This window comes from Stenotrophomonas sp., assembly GCF_059505245.1.
This window is the reverse complement of the sequence record NZ_JCACKF010000045.1, coordinates 230,569-249,149: the sequence shown is the minus strand read 5'-3', so window position 1 is coordinate 249,149 and position 18,581 is coordinate 230,569. Positions and strand designations below refer to the sequence as shown.

The window sequence follows — 18,581 nt, the reverse complement described above, 5'->3', positions numbered from 1 at the left end:
CTACCAGAGCACACCGGCCCCCGGGTAGCGCCGGGCCATGCCCGGCGCGTTGATCGCTCAGTTCCCCGCTGTGCCCATCCCATCCACCGCCTGCCGGCCCAGCGCCGGATCATCGGTGAAGAAGGCATCGATGCCGGTCGCCAGGTAGGCGCGCATCTCGGCGATCGAGCCTTCGACGTTGCGCGCGTTGTCGGCGCCCTTGCGCAGGTTGCTGGGCTGGAAATGGTTCTCCGGGCGGAAAGTGTACGGAATCACCATCAGGCCGGCCGCATGCGCATCACGTACCAGCGCGGTCGGCGTGCCCAGCGCACCCTTCGCATCCAGCGGAATGATCGAACGCAGCTCGGGGCCGATGCCATCGGCGTAGCCGGCGATGTCCTTCAGCCCGGCCGGGGTCATCATCTGTGCGTAGGTCAGCGTGCCGCCGGCCTTGGCGATGTCGGCCGGCTGGGTATCGCCCTTCCACAGCAGCTGCAGCAGGCGGATGTTGCTGCCCCGGCCGATCTTGCCATGCAGGTAGCGCAGGTTGGCGGTCTCGAACGACTGGATCGTGACCGGGCCGACATTGGTGTACGCGTTGCCACGCAGCGCGGCCAGCAGCTTGTCTTCCATCGGCAGGCCGATGGACTGGAAATAGGTCGGGTGCTTGATCTCCGGCACGAGGCCGATGCCACGGTTGGCGCGCCCGGCCTGCTGCACCAGGAAGGCCAGGATCTCCTCCAGGCTGGCGATGCGGAACTGGCCGTCGTAGGCGGTGCTGCGCAGCTCCGGCAGGCGCTCACGGGCGTACAGGGTCTTCAGCTCGGCCAGGGTGAAGTCCTCGGTGAACCAGCCCTCGACCTGCTGCCCATCGATCACCTTGCGGGTACGGCGGTTGGCGAACTCCGGATGCGAGGCGACGTCGGTGGTGCCGCCGATCTCGTTCTCGTGACGGGCCACCATCACCCCGTCCCGGGTCATCACCAGGTCCGGTTCGATGTAGTCGGCGCCATCGGCGATGGCCTGCGCATACGAGGCCAGGGTGTGCTCGGGCAGCAGTGCGCTTGCCCCGCGATGGCCGTAGACCGACACCTTGGGAACGGCCGGGGTGGAGGATTCAGCACTCATGGCCACCGATGGTGCCACGGCCAGCGACAACAGCAACGCACAACCCCACGACTTCACTGCGACTTCCCCAAGCGGTATGTGATGGGCGTCAGTATGCGGCGGCAATGTGACAGGTGGGGGACCTGGGGTCGGATCCCCGCAGGGGCTCCGACCCCGTGGCGGAACCGTGCAGGGTCAGAGCCCCTTTGGGGATCTGACCCCGTGTTACTTGCCGATGCAGAAACTGGAGAAGATCCTCCCCAGCAGATCATCGGCACTCATCTGCCCGGTGATCTCACCCAGCGCATCGTGGGCCAGCCGCAGTTCCTCGGCGGCCAGCTCCAGGTGCTCGTGGGCCAGCTCGCCATCGGCGCGCTGCGCATGTTCCTGCGCGCGTTCAATCGCATCCACGTGGCGCGTACGCGCGGAGAACTCGCCGTCCACCTGCTCACCGGCACCGGCCGAAGCTATCGAACGCAGGCGCGCATGCAGATCGTCGAGCCCGGCGCCGGTGGCGGCCGAAACGAACACCCGATCCGGATCATCCAGCGACGGCAGCGCCGCCAGCAGATCCGACTTGTTGTGGATGTAGAGCTTGTGCGGTACCGCCGCCACGGCCTCGCCCAGCGCCGCTTCACCGGCCGCCGGATCGCGCGCATCCAGCACGATCAGCGCCAGGTCGGTGCGCTCGATTTCCACGTGGGCGCGGCGCATGCCTTCGCGTTCGATGGCGTCGCCGCCGTCGCGCAGGCCGGCGGTGTCGACCAGGGTCAGCTCCAGCCCGTCCAGGCGGATGGTTTCGCGCAGGGTGTCGCGGGTGGTGCCGGCGATGTCGGTGACGATGGCGCGTTCGCTGCCGGCCAGTGCGTTGAGCAGTGAACTCTTGCCCGCATTCGGCGGACCGATCAGCACCGCGTGCAGGCCATCGCGCAGGCGACGGCCGCGTTCGGCATCGCGGCCCAGAATGGCCAGATCGCTGCGCGCCTGTTCCAGCCCACGCCGCACCTGCGCGCCACCGAGGGTATCCAGCGGTTCGTCGGCGAAGTCGATGGCCGCTTCCACGTGGATGCGCAGCAGCACCAGCTGCTCGACCACCGCATCGATGCGGCGCGAGAACACGCCATCCAGTGAACGACGCGCCGCGCGTGCGGCACGGTTGTCGCCCGCGGCGATCAGGTCGGCGATGGCCTCGGCCTGGGCCAGGTCCAGCTTGCCGTTGAGGAACGCCCGTTCGCTGAACTCACCCGGCCGCGCCTGCCGCGCACCGAGCGCGATGCAGCGCGCGACCAGCTGCTGCAGCAGCACCGGGCTGCCATGGCCCTGCAGTTCCACCACCTCTTCGCCGGTGAAACTGTTCGGTGCCGGGAACCACAGCACGATGCCATCGTCGATGACCTCGCCGTCGGCATCACGCAGGCGCGCGTAGTGCGCGTGGCGCGGGCGCAGTGCAGGTGCCCCCAGCGCATTGGCAATCGCCGCAGCGCGCGGACCGGACAGGCGCAACAGGCCGACACCGCCGGCGCCGGGGGCGCTGGCGATGGCCACGATGGTGTCGGTGCGGATCGCGTCGTTCATGGCTCAGAGCTTCTCCAGCTGCGCGCGCGCCTGGGCCGCGCCACTGCCCTGCGGCTGCAGCGCCAGGTAGGTGGTGTAGGCCTGCTTCGCCTTGGCCTTGTCGCCGGCGTTGAAGTAAGCATCGCCCAGGTTCAGATGGGCCACCGCGCGCGACGGGTCGATCTTCAGCGTGTTCTCCAGCCAGCGCGCGGCTTCTGCATAGCGCTGCTGGCGGTAGTAGACGAAGCCGAGGTTGTTGGCGGCCTGGGCGAAATCAGGACGCAGCTTCAGCGCTTCGGCGAACTGCGCGGCTGCCTCGTCGTACTGCTTCTCGCGGTACAGCTGCAGGCCGCGGTCGTTGGCCTGCTGCGCGCGCTGACGGTCGGACGCCGGGCCAGCGGTGGGCACCACCAGCTTGGCCTTGCCACCCTGCAGGTCGGCCACAGTCACCGGCGCCTGGCTGCCCTTGGCCTCGCTGGCCGCATCCACCTTGTTGTTCAGCGCGATCGCATCGGCGGTCAGCTGGCGCGTATCGGCGTTGAGGAATTCCTGGCTGTCCGGCACCTGGAACACGAACTCGCCGCCCTGCGAACCGGGCAGGCTGCCGAAGGCCGGGGTCTGGTGCGAGACCGCCGATACGGCCGGCGCCACGTAGGCGGCCAGCTCGGTACCGGTGATCAGGCCGTCGCCGTTGAGGTCGCCCTTGCCGGCCAGCGCCTGCAACAGCACCCAGGTGAACACCGAATGGCCGTTGGGGCCAGCATCGGCCACCTGCTGGTCGGCACCACCGGCGGTCAGCATCTGCCGCGCGCTGCGACGCGCGTTCTCGCGCAGGAACGACGACGACGACGGGCCACCGCGGGTCAGGCCCAGGCCGCTGTAGCAGGCATCCATCACGAACATCACATGCTTGGCCTGCATGCTCTCGGCAATGTTCTGGATGTCGGTCATCGCGATGGCGTCGGTGGCGAATTCCTTCGGGTCCGAATCGACCGGAATGATGTAGCCCAGGTCGCGCCCGGAAGCGAGCTGGCGGGTCGCGCCATGGCCGGCGAAGAACACGAACACGCGGTCGTTCTTGCCGGTGCGGTCATCGGCCAGGCGATCGTGGAAGGCCGCGAGGATGTTGTTGCGGGTCGCCTGCTCGTTCTTCAGCACGATCACCTGCGAGGACGGGAAGCCGAACTGCCCGGTCAGGGTATCGGCCACCGCCTGCGCGTCGTGGCTGGCGTACTCCAGCTTCGGCCACTTGGCATAGTTGTCGATGCCGACCACGATCGCCCAGGACTTCTCGTAGCCGGTGGTGACCGTGGCGGCACCGGCATCACCCTTGCGCGCACGGGCGACGGTGAAGTCACGGCCGTTCCAGCCGGCGAACTGGTAACCATCGGCGATCAGCCGGTCGAGGATCTGCGGCAGCGCCTTCACTGCACGATCGTGGATGTCGTGGAACAGGATGATGCCGCGCTGTTCCTTGTTCACCTGGTCGAGCACGCGCTGCACGATCGATTCCGGTACCGGGTCGGCCCAGTCCATCGAGTCGATGTTCCACATGATCGACTTCAGCCCGGCCTCGTTGAGCAGCTGCAGGCCTTCGGCATTGCGCGCGCCATACGGGAAACGGAACAGCGGCGCGCGCTTGCTGTCGACATCCTTCAGCAGCGTGTCGGTGTCGAGCACCTGCTGGCGCAGCGCGTCACCGGTGGTGCGCGACAGCTGGGCGTGGGTCAGGCTGTGGTTGCCGACCGCATAGCCTTCTTCCATCAGGTTGCGGCTGATCTTCGCCATCGGGCCAAGGCTGACCTTGCCATCGGCCTCGACCTTGCCCAGGTTGCGGCCCACTTCGAAGAACACGCCCGGCACGTCGTAGCGCTTGAGGATGGCCACCACTTCATCGGTATAGGCCTTGTGCGGGCCATCGTCGAAGGTCAGCACCACGGTCTTGGCCGGCAGGTCGCGGCCGAAGATCTCGCGGTCGCTGTCCTTCATCGACATCGGGTAGGGCTCGATCACGCCGTAGTCGCGCAGGATCGCTTCGCGGCTGTAGTCCTTGTGCAGGTGGGCGATGTAGTCGTCCCACTTCTCACGCTTCAGCTCGATGGCACGGGTGCGCTCGAAGCGGCTGAAGATGCGGGTCAGTTCCTGGTTGTAGTTTCGCTCGATCTCGTCGAGTGCCTCCAGGTCCTCGCCGATGCGCTGGTGCAGCTTGACCGCCGGCAGCGACGAATCAGTGCCGACCCGCTCATGCAGATCACGCAGCACTTCGCGGAAGGCCAGGCGGTCGGCGTCGAACAGTTCCGGCGCCGACTCGATGTAGTCCAGCACGGTGCCGAGGGTGGCGAAGCGCTGCGGGCTGGAGCCGCGCAGCAGGGTGTCGAACTGCGCGGCGATCGCCGTGCGCTGTTCCAGGCCATCGTGGAACAGCTGCTGGCCCACACGCGTGGAGGTGCCGCGGTCGGCGGCCGATTGCTGTTCCTCGTCTGCCAGCAGCACGATGATCCGGCGGTAGCCGTCGAGCTGCTTCTGCAGCGCCGCCAGCAACGGCGCGGCGGCCGGATCGGCGGCGGCCGCGGCCTGCGCGCTTGGCTGGGTGACGGTGGTCGCCGGCGCCTTCGCGTCCTTGTCGCCGCAGCCGGCAACAACCAGGGTCAACAACAGCGAGGGCAGGAACAGGCGGAACGACGACGCACGCGGCATGGCGGACTCGAAGGTGGGAGGAACGGTGTGCCGGCGATTCTACCGCCGCATGCGAAAAGCCCGCCTTGCGGCGGGCTTTTGCTGGGGTCAGCCGGCCAGCGGCCGGCTCTACCGATTACTTCTTCTTGACCGGGGCCGGAGCGGTGGGGGCCGCAACCGGCTCGCCGCCATGGCGCTTGGTCATCCACCACTGCTGCAGCAGGCCCAGGCCACCGTTGACCACCCAGTACAGGACCAGGCCGGACGGCATGAAGGCCATCATGACGCCGAACACCAGCGGCATGAACTGCATCATCTTCTGCTGCATCGGGTCCATGCCCGGTGCCGGGGTCAGCTTCTGGGTGAACCACATCACTGCCACGTTGATGACCGGCAGGATGAAGTACGGGTCGCGTGCGGTCAGGTCCTGGATCCAGCCGAACCAGGGCGCCTGGCGCAGTTCGACCGATTCCACCAGCACCCAGTACAGGGCGAAGAAGATCGGCATCTGGATGAGGATCGGCAGGCAGCCGCCCATCGGATTGATCTTTTCCTTCTTGTACAGCTCCATCATCGCGGTCTGGAACTTCTGGCGGTCATCGCCATAGCGTTCCTTCAGCTGCGCGATGCGCGGCTGGAAGCGGCGCATCTTGGCACCGCTCTTGTACTGGGTCGCCGACAGCGGGTACAGCACCAGCTTCAGCAGCACCACCAGGCCGACGATCGCCCAGCCCCAGTTGCCGACCAGCTTGTGCACCTGGTTCAGCACCCAGAACAGGCCCTGGCCGATCACCGCCATCATCGAGAAGCGGCTGTAGTCGACCACGCGGTCCAGGCCCGGCACGTCTTCCTTGGCGATCAGGTTGACCAGCTTCGGGCCGACCCACAGGCGGGCCTCGGTGCTGGTGGACTGGCCCGGGGCCACGGTGAAGGCCGGGCCACGCGCTTCAATCAGGTCACGACCGGCCACCTGCGACAGCACGTAGTGCGCGGTCTGGTCCTTCTGCGGGATCCAGGCGGTGAAGAAGTGGTGCTGCAGCATCGCCAGCCAGCCGCCGGTGATGTTCTGGTTCAGTGCGCCGTCGTCCAGGTAATCCTTGAACGCACGACGCTGGTACTTCTTGTCGTTGTCGTACCAGGTGGCGCCGTTGAAGCTGAACGAATCCGGGTTGGTCATGCTCCGCGACAGGATGGTCGGGGTGCGGTCCAGGGTGCGGTAGACGTAGCCGTTCCACGGTGCGGCGCCGGCGTTGCTGACTTCGTCCTTGAAGCGCACGGCGTACTCGTTGCGCGAGACGGTCAGGGTGCGCTTGATGGTCACGCCGTTGTCGGCGGTCCACACGAACGGGATCTGCAGTTCGTTCTGGCCCTTGGCCAGCACGAAGTCCTTGGTATCACCGACCAGCTTGAAGCCGTCAGCGCCGGGAACCGGGCTGTTCTTGTCTTCGCTGGCCCAGCCGCTGATCGCGCTGTACGGATGCGCGGGGTCTTCGGTCAGCAGGCGAACCGGCGGGCTGCCTTCGTCCTTGGTCTGCGGGAACTGCAGCAGCTCGGCATCCAGCACACGGCCGCCGTCCAGCACCAGGCGCAGCACGTCGGTGGTGACGGTCACGCGCTGGCTGGCCGGGGTGGCGCTGGCCTGGGCCTGCACAGCGGCCTGGCCCGGCGCACCCGGGACCTGCGCGCTGGGGATGCTGCCCGGGGTCGCGCCCGGAACACTCTGTGCAGCAGCCGGGGCCGACGTGGTCGTCGGTGCCGGGGTCGGAGCAGCCTTTTCACGGCTCCACTCCATCCACAGCAGCACGGCCACCATCAGCCAGGCAAAAATGAGGAATACGCGGGTCTGGTTCATCAGCGGACAGGCTCGGCGGGGCCGGGACGCGATGCCGGCTCGGTCAAAGAAGGAGTTGCGATGCCATCAGGCGGCGGCATTGTGCCGTCCACGCCCGGCGCGGGCAATGCACGCAGGCGACGCAGCAGGCGCAGGAAGGCCTGGCGGATCTCGTCGTTGCTGGCGGAACGCGCAGCACTACGCGCCACGACGACGAAGTCGCCTGGCTGGATTTCGGTACGTGTCTGACGCAGGATGTCGCGCAGGACGCGCTTGATCCGGTTACGCCCCACGGCGTTCGGATCAACCTTGCGGGAAACCGCCAGACCCAGCCTGGCCGGCCGGTCAGCCGGCAGCCAGTGCAGGGTCATCAGCGGATCGGACACACGGCGGGCGCCGTTGAAGACCGTTGAATATTCGGCACGCGTGCGAACCCGCGCAGAGCGAGGGAATCGCTTGCGCGGGTCTGCAGTATTCACTGTCGAAGGGATTGCGTCTGCCGCGGGGTGCGGCATGGCAATCAGGCGCTCAGGACTTTGCGGCCCTTGGCGCGGCGACGCGACAGGATCTTGCGGCCGTCAGCGGTCTTCATACGGGCACGGAAGCCGTGGTCGCGCTTACGCTTGAGGTTGCTGGGCTGGTAGGTGCGCTTCGTGGCCATTGGGGGCCTCTCGTATGAATGGGACGGAAAGAACCGGAAATTCTAGAGAGGTACCCTACCCCGCGTCAACCCCTGGCAGCTACGCGAATTCACCGGGCTGTGCAATAGCTGTGGATGTTTTTGTGAATAAGTAGGGGACAAGCATTCCGAAGGCGGGCGCTCGGTGGTAGTCTGAGCCATCCATTTCCCCCCTTTCCGGCCTGTGTTTGGGCGCCTTGTCGCGTCCATGCCCCGGCCACCGGACGATTATTGCTGATGGATGCCTGGTCCCGTAGTCTCGAGCGCCTCGAAGCGGAGTTCCCGCCGGAAGACGTTCATACCTGGTTGAAGCCGCTGCAGGCCGATCTGCGCGTGGACAGCCTGGTGCTGTATGCACCGAATGCCTTCATCGTCGACCAGGTCCGCGAGCTGTACCTGGCCCGGATCCGCGAGCTGCTGGCGCATTTCGCCGGTTTCAGCGACGTTTTTCTTGAAATCGGCTCGCGCCCGCGCCCTGTGGAGGCGCAGAACGCGCCGGTTTCCACGCCCTCGGCGCATGTGTCCAGCGAACCGCAGGTGCCCTTCGCCGGCAATCTGGACAGCCACTACACGTTCGCCAACTTCGTCGAAGGCCGCAGCAACCAGCTGGGCCTGGCCGCCGCCTTCCAGGCAGCGCAGAAGCCGGGCGACCGGGCGCACAACCCGCTGCTGCTGTACGGAGGCACGGGCCTGGGCAAGACCCACCTGATGTTCGCCGCCGGCAACGCCATGCGCCAGGCCAATCCAGGTGCAAAGGTGTTGTACCTGCGTTCGGAACAGTTCTTCAGCGCGATGATCCGGGCCCTGCAGGAAAAGACCATGGATCAGTTCAAGCGCCAGTTCCAGCAGGTGGATGCGCTGCTGATCGATGACATCCAGTTCTTTGCCGGCAAGGACCGCACCCAGGAAGAGTTCTTCCACACCTTCAACGCGTTGTTCGATGGCAAGCAGCAGATCATCCTGACCTGCGACCGCTATCCGCGCGAAGTCGAGGGCCTGGAAGCGCGCCTGAAGTCGCGGCTTGCCTGGGGCCTGTCGGTCGCGATCGAACCGCCGGACTTCGAGACCCGCGCCGCGATCGTGCTGGCCAAGGCGCGCGAACGCGGTGCCGAGATTCCCGATGATGTTGCGTTCCTGATCGCCAAGAAGATGCGCTCCAACGTGCGCGACCTCGAGGGCGCGCTGAATACCCTGACCGCCCGCGCCAACTTCACCGGCCGCGCGATCACCACCGAATTCGCCCAGGAAACCCTGCGCGACCTGCTGCGCGCCCAGCAGCAGGCGATCAGCATTCCCAACATCCAGAAAACCGTTGCCGACTACTACGGCCTGCAGATCAAGGATCTGCTGTCGAAGCGTCGGACCCGCTCGCTGGCCCGTCCCCGCCAGGTCGCCATGGCCCTGACCAAGGAACTGACCGAGCACAGCCTGCCCGAGATCGGCGACGCCTTTGCCGGTCGCGATCACACCACGGTGCTGCATGCCTGCCGCCAGATCCGGACCCTGATGGAAACCGACGGCAAGCTCCGCGAAGACTGGGACAAGCTGATCCGGAAGCTGAGCGAATGATGCACGGATGCCGATGAGGCGTCATCGCACAAAACGGTGCAGAATCCGGTAGCAAGCGCGGGACACGTTGTGGATAAAAATGCCGTTTGAAATCGCGCCAGATTTATCCACAGCTTTCCCCACCCCTTGGGGGTCGGTAATGCAGAGGGTTTCGAGGTCTGAAATACCTTTAATTACAAAGACTTAGCATTGTTTTCCAGCGATTCTGTCTCTACCAGCACCACCAAGCTTTTGATTTATTCCACATTTTTTAAAGCATAGGGGCACGGAACCACATGCGTTTCACACTGCAGCGCGAAGCCTTTCTCAAGCCGTTGGCACAGGTCGTCAACGTGGTCGAACGCCGCCAGACCCTTCCGGTTCTGGCCAATTTCCTGGTCCAGGTGCAGAACGGCCAGCTGTCGCTGACCGGTACCGACCTGGAAGTGGAGATGGTGTCGCGGATCGCGGTTGAAGATGCCCAGGACGGCGAAACCACCATTCCCGCCCGCAAGCTGTTCGAGATCATCCGCGCCCTGCCCGACGGCAGCCGGATCACCGTCTCGCAGACCGGAGACAAGATCACCGTGCAGGCCGGTCGCAGCCGTTTCACCCTGGCCACGCTGCCTTCGAACGACTTCCCGTCGGTGGATGAAGTGGAAGCCACCGAGCGCGTGGCCATCGGTGAGGCGACCCTGAAGGAGCTGATCGAGCGCACCGCGTTCGCGATGGCCCAGCAGGACGTGCGCTACTACCTCAACGGCCTGCTGTTCGACCTGCGCGGCGATGCCCTGCGTACCGTTGCCACCGACGGCCACCGCCTGGCGCTGTGTGAAACCGATCTGGCCAAGCCCAGCGGGTCCAAGCGCCAGATCATCGTGCCGCGCAAGGGTGTGACCGAACTGCAGCGCCTGCTGGAAAGCGGCGATCGCGAGATCGAGCTGGAAGTCGGCCGCAGCCACGTGCGCGTCAAGCGCGACGATGTCACCTTTACCTCGAAGCTGATCGACGGCCGCTTCCCGGACTACGAAGCGGTGATTCCGATCGGTGCCGACCGTGAAGTGAAGGTTGATCGCGAAGCGCTGCGCGCCTCGCTTCAGCGCGCCGCGATCCTGTCCAACGAGAAGTACCGCGGCATCCGCGTGGAAGTCTCGCCGGGCAACCTGAAGATCAGCGCGCACAACCCGGAACAGGAAGAAGCCCAGGAAGAGATCGAAGCCGACACCACGGTCAGCGATCTGGCCATCGGCTTCAACGTGAACTACCTGCTGGACGCTCTCTCCGCCCTGCGCGATGAGGAAGTCATCATCCAGCTGCGCGATTCCAACTCCTCGGCGCTTGTACGTGAGTCCAGCAGCGAGAAGTCGCGCCACGTGGTGATGCCGCTGCGTCTCTGACAGCTGCTGTTCCACGTGGAACCGAACGACGCCCGGGATCTTCCCGGGCGTTTTTTTTGCAGGTTCCACGTGGAGCATCTAGAAGACTCAGTTCTCCGGACGACGTCACTTCCGTCGATGGGCTCGGTTGAAATCCGTTGCCTTTCCGGGATGTTCGTCTCGATCGTTGAAAACAGGATCGCTGAATCGTAGCAATGACGAGTCGCGATTGATCGAAAGTCCAGGTGCAGGATCCGATACTCGTCGCCTGTCCCCAGATCTGGCCAGACAGGGACCGATGATCCTGCATCGCGGCGCGATGGACTTCCCTCTGCAAACGCCGCTGTCCACAGGGAAGATTCGATGCAGATTGGGGCAAGCCTAGCTTCTAAATCTGGGTATAAATCTAAAGCATGGTGGTGATGGTAGAGCCAGATCTCGTGGAAAAACACCTTATCTGACTGATTTAAAAGGAATTTATGCACCTGAAACCCCCTGTATATCGGCCTCCCAGCCTGGGGGGGAACCTGTGGATAGTTTCGAAGGCATGGCAAAAGGGCTTTTTTATCCACAGATTGCCCATACCTTGTGTATAAGTCATACAGGGCAGCTGTGGACAGCGTGGAACGATCGGTCTGAATTCTTTGAAATCTGTGGAACCGCCCAGGGCATGGGACCGTAGATTTCAAGGAATCTGCAGGTTCATCCGCTGGTACTTGTCGGCGACGAGGCAAGCGCTGTCTACGGCATCGCCTGAAATCGGCGAAATCCAAGGCTCACACCCCCGCTACCCTTCGCAGAATCGAAGGATTTCCGGGCTTGCCGAGACCCGCATCTGCTGGGATGAGGAAACAGCGCCACGTGGAACCAGCGGTCGGGGCGCAGGCAGACCTGCGGTAACTGCTCCATAGCTGGCCGGATAGCTGGCCGGGCACGTCCGGCTTGACCGATGCAGTAAGCTGATGGATTCCCTGCCCCTCTGCCGCCCCGTGCGGATGGTCTTTCGCGCCCCATGCTTATCCGCCGCCTCGCCCTGCACCAACTGCGTCGCTTCAATGCGGTGGAGCTGTCGCCCCAGCCGGGATTGAACCTGCTGACCGGCGACAACGGTGCCGGCAAGACCAGCGTGCTCGAGGCCCTGCACCTGATGGCCTATGGGCGCAGCTTCCGTGGTCGTGTCCGCGATGGATTGGTGCGCCAGGGCCAGGAAGCGCTGGAAATCTTCGTGGAATGGGACGAGCAACGTGCCAATCACCCGCCGCACCGCCGAAAGGCCGGCCTGCGGCACAGTGGCCAGGATTGGAAGGGGCGCCTGGACGGCGAAGACGTGGCCCAGCTCGGCAATCTGTGCGCAGCGCTTGCGGTAGTCACATTCGAGCCAGGCAGCCATGCGTTGGTCAGCGGTGGTGGCGAACCCCGCCGCCGATTCCTCGATTGGGGCTTGTTCCACGTGGAACCTGATTTCCTGTCCCTGTGGCGCCGGTATTCGCGGGCACTGAAACAGCGCAACGCCCTGCTCAAGCAAGGTGGCCCGTCGCGGATGCTGGATACCTGGGATCACGAACTGGCTGAAGCCGGCGAACCGTTGACCAGCCGTCGGCAGCACTACCTGGAGCGTCTGCAGCAGCGCACCGTGGCGCTGGCTTCCAGCCTGGCCCCGCAGCTCGGCATCCAGGCACTGGAACTCAGCCCGGGTTGGCGTCGGCACGAGCTCCCTCTGGCCGATGCGCTGCTTCTGGCCCGGGAACGTGACCGCCAGGCCGGATACACCTCGGTCGGTCCGCACCGGGCAGACTGGAGCGTGGATTTCCACAGCATTCCGGGTCGCGATGCGCTGTCCCGCGGCCAGGCCAAGCTGACGGCATTGGCCTGCCTGCTGGCGCAGGCCGAGGACTACGCGGAACAGCGCGGCGAATGGCCGGTGATCGCATTGGACGATCTGGGCTCGGAGCTGGATCGCACCCACCAGGCGCGGGTTCTGCAGCGCCTGCTCGGTGGGCCCGCGCAGATCTTCATCACCGCCACCGAAACGCCGGCGGCGCTGCAGGAACTGACCCACATCGCCCGGTTCCACGTGGAACATGCACAGATCGTGGCTGTGCCATAGTGGGCACACAGGGCCGCTCGACCCCGGCTGGTATAATTCGGGTTGGAATCCTTTCATTCTCGGCGCATCGCTCCAAGCGGTGGCCGACCTGCGGAGCCTACGGCAAGCGCAATGAGCGACGAACAGAACACCCCGGCAAACAACGGCAATTACGACGCCAACAGCATCACCGCCCTGGAAGGCCTGGAGGCTGTCCGCAAGCGACCCGGCATGTACATCGGCGACGTGCATGACGGCACCGGTCTGCACCACATGGTGTTCGAGGTTGTCGACAACTCGATCGACGAAGCGCTGGCCGGCCACGCCGACCATGTCGCGGTGACGATCCACGCCGACGGCTCGGTCTCGGTGTCCGACAACGGTCGCGGCATTCCGACCGGCAAGCACGAGCAGATGAGCGCCAAGCTCGGTCGCGAAGTGTCGGCCGCCGAAGTGGTGATGACCGTCCTGCACGCAGGCGGCAAGTTCGACGACAACAGCTACAAGGTGTCCGGCGGCCTGCACGGCGTCGGCGTCAGCGTGGTCAACGCGCTGTCGCAGAAGCTGCTGGTGGACGTGTTCCAGAACGGCTTCCACTACCAGCAGGAATTCAGCAACGGCGCCGCCGTGACCGCGCTGGCCAAGCTGGAAACCACCACCAAGCGCGGCACCACCGTGCGCTTCTGGCCGTCGACGGTCGCCTTCCACGACAACGTGGAATTCCACTACGACATCCTGGCTCGCCGCCTGCGCGAGCTGTCGTTCCTGAACTCCGGCGTCAAGATCGTCCTTGCCGACGAACGTGGCGATGGCCGCCGTGATGACTTCCACTACGAAGGCGGCATCCGCAGCTTCGTGGAGCATCTGGCCCAGCTGAAGACCCCGCTGCACCCGAACGTCATCTCGGTCACCGGCGAGCACAACGGCATCGTCGTGGATGTGGCGTTGCAGTGGACCGACTCCTACCAGGAGACGATGTACTGCTTCACCAACAACATTCCGCAGAAGGACGGCGGCACCCACCTTGCCGGCTTCCGCGGTGCGCTGACCCGTGTGCTCAACAACTACATCGAGCAGAACGGCATCGCCAAGCAGGCCAAGATCAACCTGACCGGCGATGACATGCGCGAAGGCATGATCGCGGTGCTGTCGGTGAAGGTGCCGGACCCGAGCTTCTCCAGCCAGACCAAGGAAAAGCTGGTCAGCTCCGACGTGCGCCCGGCGGTGGAAAACGCCTTCGGCGCGCGCCTGGAAGAGTTCCTGCAGGAAAACCCGAACGAAGCCAAGGCGATCGCCGGCAAGATCGTCGACGCTGCGCGTGCACGCGAAGCGGCGCGCAAGGCCCGCGACCTGACGCGCCGCAAGGGCGCGCTGGATATCGCCGGCCTGCCGGGCAAGCTGGCCGACTGCCAGGAAAAGGACCCGGCGCTGTCCGAACTGTTCATCGTCGAGGGTGACTCGGCAGGTGGCTCGGCCAAGCAGGGCCGCAACCGCAAGAACCAGGCGGTGCTGCCGCTGCGCGGCAAGATCCTCAACGTGGAACGCGCACGCTTCGACCGCATGCTGTCCTCCGACCAGGTGGGTACGCTGATCACGGCCTTGGGCACCGGCATCGGCCGTGACGAGTACAACCCGGACAAGCTGCGGTACCACAAGATCATCATCATGACCGACGCCGACGTCGACGGCGCCCACATCCGCACCCTGCTGCTGACCTTCTTCTACCGTCAGATGCCGGAGCTGATCGAGCGCGGTTACGTCTACATCGGCCTGCCGCCGCTGTACAAGATCAAGCAGGGCAAGCAGGAGCTGTACCTGAAGGACGACCCGGCGCTGGACAGTTACCTGGCCAGCAGTGCGGTGGAAAACGCCGCGCTGGTGCCGGCCACCGGCGAACCGGGCATCGAAGGCCTGGCGCTGGAAAAGCTGCTGCTGGCCTATGCCGCCGCGCTTGATTCCATCGAACGCAATGCCCACCGCTATGACCGCAACCTGCTCGAAGCGCTGGTCGATTTCGTGCCGATGGACATGGACAGCCTGCGCAATGCCGGCGAAGGCGAAGGCCTGGATGCGCTGGCCAAGCGCCTCAACCAGGGCAGCCTGGGCAGCCCGCGTTTCAGCCTGGAACTGCAGGAGGCCAACGAGGAACGCCCCGCCGCCGTGCTGGTGACCCGTCGCCACATGGGCGAGGAGCACATCCAGGTGCTGCCGCTGTCGGCGTTCGAAAGTGGCGAACTGCGTGCGATCCACCAGGCCTCCAAGCTGCTGCACGGGCTGGTGCGCGAAGGTGCAACGATTTCCCGCGGCGCCAAGTCGATCGAAGTCGACAGCTTCGCCAAGGCGCAGAACTGGCTGCTCGAGGAGGCCAAGCGCGGCCGCCAGATCCAGCGATTCAAGGGTCTGGGTGAAATGAATCCGGAGCAGTTGTGGGATACCACGGTGAACCCGGAAACCCGTCGCCTGCTGCAGGTGCGTATCGAAGACGCGGTCGCCGCCGACCAGATTTTCAGCACCCTGATGGGCGATGTGGTCGAACCGCGTCGCGACTTCATCGAAGACAATGCGCTGAAGGTCGCCAACCTGGATATCTGACACAATCGGGACCTGGCCGGTGCGCGGGGAGCTGCACCGGCCTTCGTCCCTTGAACGCAGGTACCTGATGTCCGCATCCGCCCCGGTCTCCGCCGCTCCGCCTCCGGTTCCGCCGCCGTCTACCCCGCCGCGCGCCGTGGCACCGTTGGCAGGTTTCTTCATCGACCTGGGCATCGCCGCCGTCACCCTGGTCGGCCTGAGCATGGTCACCGGACTGTTCTGGGGCTTCTACCGTGCGATCGTGGTCAGCCGCGCCAACGTCGCGGCCAATGGCGGTGCACTCACACCTGACAGCGCCGGCGCGGCAGTGGGCCAGCCCGGGGCCCTGGCCCAGATCCTGATGGCCCTGATCGCCACCGGTGGTGCCGCACTGCTGCTGTACTTCTGGCGGCGCCCGGCGAACGCCGGCGAACGCCTGGCCTCGCGACAGGCGCTGCAGCGTCCTTCCACCTGGGGCTGGACCCTGCTGGTGGCCACGCTGATCGTGGTTGGCAGCAACGGCGTCGCCTTCCTTTCCAAGCAGTTCGGCATCGAGCCGGTGCCGACCAACGTGGAACTGATGCAGAGCGCGATCGCGCGCTTCCCGTTGTTCCTGGTGCTGTTTGCGGTCGTCCTCGCCCCCGCCTACGAAGAGCTGCTGTTCCGTCGTGTCCTGTTCGGGCGCCTGTGGCAGGCCGGCCGCCCCTGGCTGGGCCTCATCCTCAGCAGCCTGGCGTTCGCCCTGGTCCATGAAGTGCCCGGTGTCAGCAAGAACTCGCTGCTGGGCATGGCGCAGCTGTGGCTGGTCTACGGCGGCATGGGTGCCGCCTTCTGCTGGCTGTACCGCCGCACCGGCACCCTGTGGGCGGCGATCACGGCGCATGCGCTGAACAACGCGGTGGCGCTCGCCGCAATGGTGTTCCTGGGGTCAACGTAACGCCGTGCCCGCTTGACGAAAGATTAAGCAGGTACGCTACACACTGCGCACATGAACACGGGGGCGGACCCATGAAACAACTGCTGCTGGCTCTAGTCATCACCACCGTAGTCAGTGCCTGTGCGACCACCACCTCGCCAACCGGAAGACGGCAGATGGTGGGCGGCGTATCGCAGGCACAGCTTGACCAGCTCGGCGCGCAGGCGTTTGCCGAGACCAAGCAGAAAGAGAAGATCAGCACCGATGGCCGCCAGAACGGCTACGTGCAGTGCGTGGTCAACGCGTTGGTCGCGCAGTTGCCGCCTCAGTACCGTGGCGTACGGTGGGAGACCGCCGTGTTCGTCGACAAGGAACCGAACGCCTTTGCCCTGCCCGGCGGAAAAGTGGGCGTGAACACCGGCATTTTCACCGTCGCCAAGAACCAGGACCAGTTGGCTGCCGTGATCGGCCATGAGATCGGCCATGTCATCGCGCGTCACCACGAAGAACGCATCACCCGGCAGATGGGCGCGCAGACCGGCCTGGCCGTGCTGGGCGCGCTGGCCGGTGCCGCCTATGGCGATGGCGCCGCCAGCACGGTCAACCAGCTGGGCGGGATGGGCGCGCAGGCGGCCTTCCTGCTGCCGGGTTCGCGCACGCAGGAAAGCGAGGCAGACGTGATTGGCCAGCGGCTGATGGCGCAGGCTGGATTCAACCCGGCCCAGGCCGTGGACCTGTGGCAGAACATGATGGCCGCCAGCGGCGGTCGCAGCCCGCAATGGCTGTCCACCCACCCCGATCCGGCCAACCGGATCCAGGAGCTGCGACGTGATGCACCGGGCCTGACGCCGGTCTACCAGCAGGCGCAGGCGGCCGGGCTGCGGCCAAAGTGCGGATGAGTGCGCAGTTCTATGCTGTATTGCAGCACATAAAACGATTTCTCACGCCATCTGTTTCTGATACGTTTGGCGGCTCAGATTTTTCTGACAGTCCGACTTTGCCGCTATCCGGCGGTTCGATCGAGGTGAACGATGATTTTCCGTAACCACAAAGCTGTGCTTTCCGTCCTCGTCGCGACCGCCCTGACCGGCGCCGTGGTCACCGATGCCTTTGCGCAGTCCTCGCGTTCCTCCGACCGTGGCAGCCGCGGCGGTAGCAGCAAGCAGGCCAAGGCCGAACCGCTGTACCCGAATGCGACCCGCCAAGAGCCGACCGCCAAGGCCTCGGCCAAGATGGGCAGCAAGCTGCAGAAAATGATCGACAGCTACAACAAGGAAAAGTTCCCGGAGACGCGCGAACAGGCTGACGCGATCCTGGCCGACAGCGCTTCCAACGAGTACGACAAGTCGCTGGCCGCGCAGCTGGCCTCGCAGGCCGCCTACCAGACCGACGACGTGCCGGGCGCCATCGCGTATCTGAAGCAGGTGATCCAGTTCAACGGCCTGGACAACAACGGCCACTTCCAGTCGATGCTGATGCTGGGCCAGCTGCAGCTGCAGGAAGACAAGACCGCCGAAGGCCTGGCCACCCTGGACAAGTACTTCGCAGAGAGCAAGTCGACCAAGCCGGAAGAGCTGATCGCCAAGGGCCAGGCGCTGTACCAGCTGGAGCGCTACCAGGAAGCGATCCCGGTGCTGAAGCAGGCCATCGCCGGCGCCGCCGAGCCGAAGGACAACTGGAACCAGCTGCTGATGGCGGCCCTGTCCGAAGCCGGCCAGACCGGTGAGGCCGTGCAGGCCGCAGAAGCGCTGGCGGCCAAGAATCCGACGGACAAGAAGGCCCAGCTGAACCTGGCCAACATGTACATGCAGGCTGACCAGATGCCGAAGGCCGCCGCGGTGATGGACAAGCTGCGCAGCAGCGGCCAGCTCACCGAAGAGCGCGAGTACAAGCAGCTGTACTCGATCTATGCCAACACCGAGAACAAGGAAAAGGACGTCATCGCGGTCATCAACGAAGGGTTGCAGAAGGGCATCCTGAAGCCGGATTACCAGGTCTACCTGGCGCTGGCCCAGTCCTACTACTACTCCGACCAGGTGCCGCAGGCGATCGATGCGTGGCAGAAGGCTGCCCCGCTCTCCAAGGACGGTGAGACCTACCTGAACCTGGCACGCGTCCTGCATGCCGAAGGTCGCGTCCCCGAGGCCAAGCAGGCCGCCCAGCAGGCGCTGGCGAAGGGCGTGAAGAACCAGGCGGATGCCAAAAAAATCATCAACCTGAAGTAAGTAGGAATAACGCCTGAATGCCTGCTCAGTTGA

At 65.1% G+C, this 18,581-nt stretch carries 13 protein-coding genes; 7 read left to right on the top strand and 6 right to left on the bottom strand.

Features of this window, described 5'->3' with window-relative positions:
* Positions 1-57 precede the first annotated feature (57 nt).
* The 6 genes from AC5JLE_RS18710 to rpmH form a co-directional block, all read right to left on the bottom strand.
* The gene (locus AC5JLE_RS18710) at positions 58-1,164 is read right to left on the bottom strand and encodes a glycerophosphodiester phosphodiesterase (RefSeq protein WP_496065539.1); all 1,107 of its coding nucleotides are present in this window, start codon (positions 1,162-1,164) and stop codon (positions 58-60) included.
* Positions 1,165-1,311: 147 nt separating this feature from the next.
* Positions 1,312-2,661, bottom strand: a complete 1,350-nt coding sequence (mnmE, locus tag AC5JLE_RS18705) for a tRNA uridine-5-carboxymethylaminomethyl(34) synthesis GTPase MnmE (protein ID WP_496065538.1) — start codon at positions 2,659-2,661, stop codon at positions 1,312-1,314.
* A 3-nt stretch (positions 2,662-2,664) separates the two neighbouring features.
* Complete coding sequence (locus AC5JLE_RS18700) at positions 2,665-5,337, bottom strand: polysaccharide deacetylase family protein (RefSeq protein ID WP_032958459.1); 2,673 nt, start codon at positions 5,335-5,337, stop codon at positions 2,665-2,667.
* Positions 5,338-5,452: 115 nt separating this feature from the next.
* A complete protein-coding gene (gene yidC, locus AC5JLE_RS18695) occupies positions 5,453-7,168 on the bottom strand; it encodes a membrane protein insertase YidC (protein ID WP_496065537.1) in 1,716 nt (571 codons plus the stop codon).
* A complete protein-coding gene (gene rnpA / locus AC5JLE_RS18690) occupies positions 7,168-7,662 on the bottom strand; it encodes a ribonuclease P protein component (protein WP_080053031.1) in 495 nt (164 codons plus the stop codon). The genes yidC and rnpA overlap by 1 nt, the downstream gene beginning before the upstream one ends.
* 5 nt (positions 7,663-7,667) lie before the next feature.
* On the bottom strand, positions 7,668-7,808 hold the full coding sequence (rpmH, locus tag AC5JLE_RS18685) for a 50S ribosomal protein L34 (RefSeq protein ID WP_005411729.1): 141 nt from the start codon (positions 7,806-7,808) through the stop codon (positions 7,668-7,670).
* Positions 7,809-8,063: 255 nt separating this feature from the next.
* Between rpmH and dnaA the strand changes: the two genes are divergently transcribed.
* The 7 genes from dnaA (at position 8,064) to AC5JLE_RS18650 (ending at position 18,548) form a co-directional block, all read left to right on the top strand.
* Positions 8,064-9,395 carry a chromosomal replication initiator protein DnaA gene (dnaA, locus tag AC5JLE_RS18680; RefSeq protein WP_014645405.1) on the top strand — a complete coding sequence of 444 codons (1,332 nt, stop codon included), beginning with the start codon at positions 8,064-8,066 and terminating at the stop codon, positions 9,393-9,395.
* Between the two features lie 275 nt (positions 9,396-9,670).
* Positions 9,671-10,771: a DNA polymerase III subunit beta gene (dnaN, locus tag AC5JLE_RS18675; RefSeq protein ID WP_005411731.1), complete on the top strand. Its 1,101-nt coding sequence runs from the start codon at positions 9,671-9,673 to the stop codon at positions 10,769-10,771.
* A gap of 991 nt (positions 10,772-11,762) precedes the next feature.
* Positions 11,763-12,857 carry a DNA replication/repair protein RecF gene (recF, locus tag AC5JLE_RS18670; RefSeq protein ID WP_014645406.1) on the top strand — a complete coding sequence of 365 codons (1,095 nt, stop codon included), beginning with the start codon at positions 11,763-11,765 and terminating at the stop codon, positions 12,855-12,857.
* Positions 12,858-12,968: 111 nt separating this feature from the next.
* The gene (gene gyrB / locus AC5JLE_RS18665) at positions 12,969-15,428 is read left to right on the top strand and encodes a DNA topoisomerase (ATP-hydrolyzing) subunit B (protein ID WP_014645407.1); all 2,460 of its coding nucleotides are present in this window, start codon (positions 12,969-12,971) and stop codon (positions 15,426-15,428) included.
* 67 nt (positions 15,429-15,495) lie between these two features.
* Positions 15,496-16,344 carry a CPBP family intramembrane glutamic endopeptidase gene (locus AC5JLE_RS18660; RefSeq protein WP_046433405.1) on the top strand — a complete coding sequence of 283 codons (849 nt, stop codon included), beginning with the start codon at positions 15,496-15,498 and terminating at the stop codon, positions 16,342-16,344.
* Positions 16,345-16,415: 71 nt separating this feature from the next.
* On the top strand, positions 16,416-17,222 hold the full coding sequence (locus AC5JLE_RS18655; RefSeq protein ID WP_014645409.1) for a M48 family metallopeptidase: 807 nt from the start codon (positions 16,416-16,418) through the stop codon (positions 17,220-17,222).
* 132 nt (positions 17,223-17,354) lie between these two features.
* Positions 17,355-18,548, top strand: coding sequence for a tetratricopeptide repeat protein (locus AC5JLE_RS18650; protein WP_014035419.1), 1,194 nt, complete (start codon positions 17,355-17,357; stop codon positions 18,546-18,548).
* Positions 18,549-18,581 lie beyond the last annotated feature (33 nt).